Here is a 4,218-nt window from a genome sequence, read left to right as displayed (position 1 = left end):
GGCGGGTCGCCGCGTACCGCGGCCCCGGGTTGCCGAGACCGACGATGAGCCAGGTGGATGCCATGCCCGATTCCTCTCGTGGGATGAAGAAGGGGGCGCGATCGCTCGCGCCCCCTCCGAATGCATCAGCGGATCACTCCGCGGCGGCCTCCTCGGCCGGAGCCTCCTCAGCGGCGGCCTCCTCGGCCGGAGCCTCCTCAGCGGCGACAGCCGGAACGGAGATCGCGACGACGAGGGTCTCCGGGTCGGCGACCAGCGAGACGCCCTTGGGGAGCTTCACGTCGGCGGCGGTGATGTGCGCGCCCTCCTCGAGGCCCTCGACCGAGACCTCGACGTGCTCGGGGATGTGGGTGGCCTCGGCCTCGACCGCCAGCGTCGTGGCGTCGAGGTTGGCGATGGTGCCTGCGAACGACTCGCCCACCAGGACGACGGGGAGGTCGATCGAGACCTTCTCGCCCTTCTTCACGACCAGCAGGTCGATGTGCTCGATGATCTGGCGCACCGGGTCCTTCTGCACGTCCTTGACCAGCGCGAGCTGCGACTTGCCCTCGATGTCGAGGTCGAGCAGTGCGTTGGCGCGACGGATGATCAGCGAGACCTGGTGGCCGGGCAGCGCGACGTGAACGGGCTCGGTGCCGTGGCCGTAGATGACCGCGGGGATCTTGCCCTCGGCGCGCAGGCGACGAGCGAAGCCCTTGCCGAAGCTGGTGCGGAGGTCTGCGTGGACCGTGTTGTCGTCGGACATGATGTTCTCCTTCAAGCACACGGGGCTGGCCGTGCGGTGGTCGTGGGTTTCGGCGCCTCGAGCGCGGACACGAAGAAGGGAGACATCAGTGCTCACATCACCGCGTCGATAACGGATGCGCGCGCGGAGACGGCATCCCTCGCCGAGGAACTTCTCCATGGTACCCGAATCCTCGATAGGCTGTGTGCCATGCCCGTTGCTGCAGTCATCACCCACGTCCTGTTCTGGCTCATCGGCGCGATGGCCGTCGTCGGCGGCATCGGCGCGTTCGCCGCGATGTTCACCATGGGTCGCTCGGGCTACCGCAAGGACTGAGTCCTCGTCAGCTCGCCCGCGATCGACGCCGCCACGGCGTCGGCCGGGGCCAATCCGCCGATCCGCACCCCTGACTCGTCAGGCTGAAGCGACTCGAGGGTCTCCAGCTGGGAGTCCAGCAGGGACGCCGGCATGAAGTGGGCGCCTCGCTGCCCCATGCGTCGTACGAGTTCGTCGCGCGACGCCGTCAGCTCGGCGAAGAACACCCCGGGCTCGCTCTCCCGGATCGCGTCGCGGTAGACCCGGCGCAGCGCCGAGCACGCGATGACGATCCGAGCGTCGGAGCCGAGCTCGGCTCCGACCGTCGCCAGCCATGGCATCCGGTCCTCGTCCGTCAGCGGCACACCGGCGGCCATCTTCTCCACGTTCGCGGACGGATGCAGATCATCGCCGTCCACGAAGCGGGCGCCGAGCGCGTCGGCGAGGGCCCGGCCCACCGTGGACTTGCCGCAGCCGCTCGGCCCCATCACGACGACCCGCATCACCGGAATTCCAGCAGGACCTTGCAGGAGCGCGACGCATCAGCGGCCAGTGCGAAGGCGGGCAGCGCATGCTCGGCGGGCATCACGTCGCTGACGATGCCCGTCACGTCGATGCGGCCCGTGGCCAGAGCCCCGATGACGTCGTCGAACTCCGAGCCGAATCGGAACGAGCCTCGCAGTGTGAGCTCGCGGGTGATCGCGGTGGCGATCGGCGCCGGCACCTCGCCGGCGCGCTGCAGGCCCAGCATCACGACGATGCCGCCGCGCACGGCCGCGGACACCGCGGCGCCGAGGCCCGGCACCGTGCCGCTGGACTCGATCACGACGTCGGCGTGCTGTGCGGCGATCGCGTCGGCGTCACGCGCGTCGAGCGTCCCGATGCCTCGTGCGGCGGCGATCTCGAGCGGGCGCTCGTGCAGGTCGGTCACCGCGACGCGCGAGGCGCCCAGCCCCTGGGCCACCGACGCCACGAGCTGCCCGATGGGCCCCGCTCCGATCAAGGCGACGGTGCGGCCGGCGACGTCGCCGGCCTGGTGCACGCCGTGCCAGGCGACGGCGGCGGGCTCTGCGAGTGCGGCGGTGCGCAGGTCCATCCCTGCGGGCAGCTCGTGCAGCATGCGGGCCGGCAGTGCGACGCGGCGCGCGAAGGCGCCCTGGGTGTGCGGCAGCAGCATGGCCGAGCCGAGGTAGGTCGATGCGGGCGCGAGGTTCGGGTGCTCGTGCGGCCAGGGGGTGCGGCCGTCGTCGTGCGGGGTGAGCGGATGCACCGCGACGCGGGCGCCCACCGCGGGCCCCGTCCCGTCGGCCGCGGCGGCGGAGACGACGCCGGACACCTCGTGCCCCAGGATCATCGGCTCCCGCAGCACGGACGCCCCCGCTGCCCCGTGCATCCAGTAGTGCAGGTCGGAGCCGCAGATGCCGCCGTAGGCGACCTCCACGATCGCCTCGTCGGGGGCGGGACGCGGCTCCTCGATCTCCTCGACGCGCAGATCGTCTGCGGCGTGTGCGACGACGGCGATGTTCGACATCGGATGCTCCTTCGCGGTTGCGGCGGCTGTCAGCTGAACGGGGTGCGGAGCTCCACCGCACCGACGGCGATGGTCACGGTCTGCCCGGGCCGGATCGGCGCCTGGGAGTGCGGGGCACCGGTCATCACGACGTCGCCGGGCCCGAGCGGCGACCAGGAGGCGACGTAGGCGAGGCACTCGCGGATGGAGACCGGCAGCTCCACCGCACCCGTGGAGGCGACGACGACGCCGTCGACCGCGACGGTGAGCGCGATGTCGTCGATGTCGGCATCCGTGTCGATCCACGGGCCGAGCGGCGTGTACCCCTCCCCCGACTTCGACTCGAAGTTGCGCGGGTCGAACTCACCGCGATCAGGGCTGGAGAGGTCGTTCACGGCGGTGACGCCCAGCACGTACTCGTGCGCGTTCTCAGCGGTGAGGCCGGCCGTCTCGCGGCCGATGACCACGGCGATCTCCCCTTCCGCGACGGCATGCCCGGCGTCCCTGCGAAGGCGCACGGGCCGGCCGGATGCGATGACGGTGCGCGGGCTCTTCAACCAGGCCTGCACCGGAGAGGCGTGCCCGCGTCCGTTCTGCGCGATGCCGACCACGACGACCGGCTCGCACGGCGGAAGCACGTCGCCGTGGACCTCCTGCTCCGCGACGGCAGGCGCGCGCCCCGCGGCGAGCGCCGCGAACGGATCCTCCGTGCCCCACTTCCGCACGCCGTCCGCCCGCACCCAGCGGATCCCGTCGTCGGTGCGCACTCGTCCGATGAGCATCACACCACCGCCGTCATGCCGCCGTCGACGAACAGCGTCTGCCCGTTGACGAAGTCGCTGGCGGGGCTGGCCAGGAACACGAGGGCGCCGACGAGGTCACGCACGTCCCCCCAGCGGCCGGCGGGCGTGCGGCCCCTGACCCACGCGGAGAACTCCGCGTCATCAACGAGCCCCTGCGTGAGCGCGGTCTCGAAGTAGCCGGGCGCGATGGCGTTGGCCTGGATGCCGTGCGGCGCGAGATCCGCGCACAGTCCCTTCGTGAACATCACGATCGCGCCCTTCGTCGCGGAATACGCGGCGATCGACGGACGCGCCAGCTGCGACTGCACGCTGCCGATCTGGATGATCTTCCCGGAGCCGCGCTCGATCATGCCGCGGGAGATGCGGCGGGCGAGGTGGAAGACGCCGGAGAGGTTGGTGCCCACGAGGGCATCCCAGTCCTCCTCGGCGAACTCGGCGATCGGCGCACGCCGCTGGATGCCGGCGTTGTTGACGAGGATGTCGGGGGTGCCGACCAGCTCCTCCACCTCGGTCATCCCTGCGTCCACGACGGCGGCATCGGTGATGTCGAACGCGACGCTGTGCGCCTCGATGCCGGTCTCCTGCGTGATCTCGGCGGCGGCGTGCGCCGCCTTCGCGGCATCGCGGCCGTGCACCACCACCCGGGCGCCGGCCTCGGCGAGCCCCTCGGCCAGCGCGCGGCCGATGCCCTGGCTGGATCCGGAGACCAGCGCGGTCCGCCCGGTCAGGTCGAAGGCCGCGATGCCGCGGGCGGTCACCGTCCGACCGCCGTGATCGAGACGGTCGTGGCGAACACGTCGTCGCCGGCCTCGGCACGCGACACCTTGATCGCGTCGTCCACCCGGGTCAGGTCGCGGCGCAGCGTC

The 4,218-nt window shown here is 71.8% G+C and carries 6 protein-coding genes; 1 reads left to right on the top strand and 5 read right to left on the bottom strand.

Annotated elements, in window-relative coordinates:
- Positions 1-133: 133 nt before the first annotated feature.
- Positions 134-745 carry a 50S ribosomal protein L25/general stress protein Ctc gene (locus BGN97_RS18010; protein ID WP_292704645.1) on the bottom strand — a complete coding sequence of 204 codons (612 nt, stop codon included), beginning with the start codon at positions 743-745 and terminating at the stop codon, positions 134-136.
- A 189-nt stretch (positions 746-934) separates the two neighbouring features.
- On the opposite strand from BGN97_RS18010, the gene BGN97_RS18005 reads away from it, so the two are divergent.
- Positions 935-1,060 carry a hypothetical protein gene (locus tag BGN97_RS18005; RefSeq protein WP_285636144.1) on the top strand — a complete coding sequence of 42 codons (126 nt, stop codon included), beginning with the start codon at positions 935-937 and terminating at the stop codon, positions 1,058-1,060.
- Here the strand turns inward: BGN97_RS18005 and BGN97_RS18000 are convergent.
- From BGN97_RS18000 to BGN97_RS17985, 4 genes are read right to left on the bottom strand one after another with little or no spacing between them, the layout of a single operon-like run.
- On the bottom strand, positions 1,045-1,542 hold the full coding sequence (locus BGN97_RS18000) for a gluconokinase (RefSeq protein ID WP_292704643.1): 498 nt from the start codon (positions 1,540-1,542) through the stop codon (positions 1,045-1,047). The two genes, BGN97_RS18005 and BGN97_RS18000, sit on opposite strands and share 16 nt — an antisense overlap.
- Entirely contained in the window at positions 1,542-2,570 is a 1,029-nt protein-coding gene (locus tag BGN97_RS17995; RefSeq protein WP_292704642.1) for an alcohol dehydrogenase catalytic domain-containing protein, read from the bottom strand. The genes BGN97_RS18000 and BGN97_RS17995 overlap by 1 nt, the downstream gene beginning before the upstream one ends.
- 29 nt (positions 2,571-2,599) lie before the next feature.
- A complete protein-coding gene (locus tag BGN97_RS17990; RefSeq protein WP_292704641.1) occupies positions 2,600-3,331 on the bottom strand; it encodes a fumarylacetoacetate hydrolase family protein in 732 nt (243 codons plus the stop codon).
- Positions 3,331-4,110, bottom strand: coding sequence for an SDR family oxidoreductase (locus BGN97_RS17985; protein WP_292704639.1), 780 nt, complete (start codon positions 4,108-4,110; stop codon positions 3,331-3,333). The genes BGN97_RS17990 and BGN97_RS17985 overlap by 1 nt, the downstream gene beginning before the upstream one ends.
- Between the last annotated feature and the right edge of the window lie 108 nt (positions 4,111-4,218).

Origin of the sequence: Microbacterium sp. 69-10 (genome assembly GCF_001897945.1) — a bacterium.
Classification (GTDB): domain Bacteria; phylum Actinomycetota; class Actinomycetes; order Actinomycetales; family Microbacteriaceae; genus Microbacterium.
This window is presented reverse-complemented; position numbering and strand designations above follow the sequence as displayed.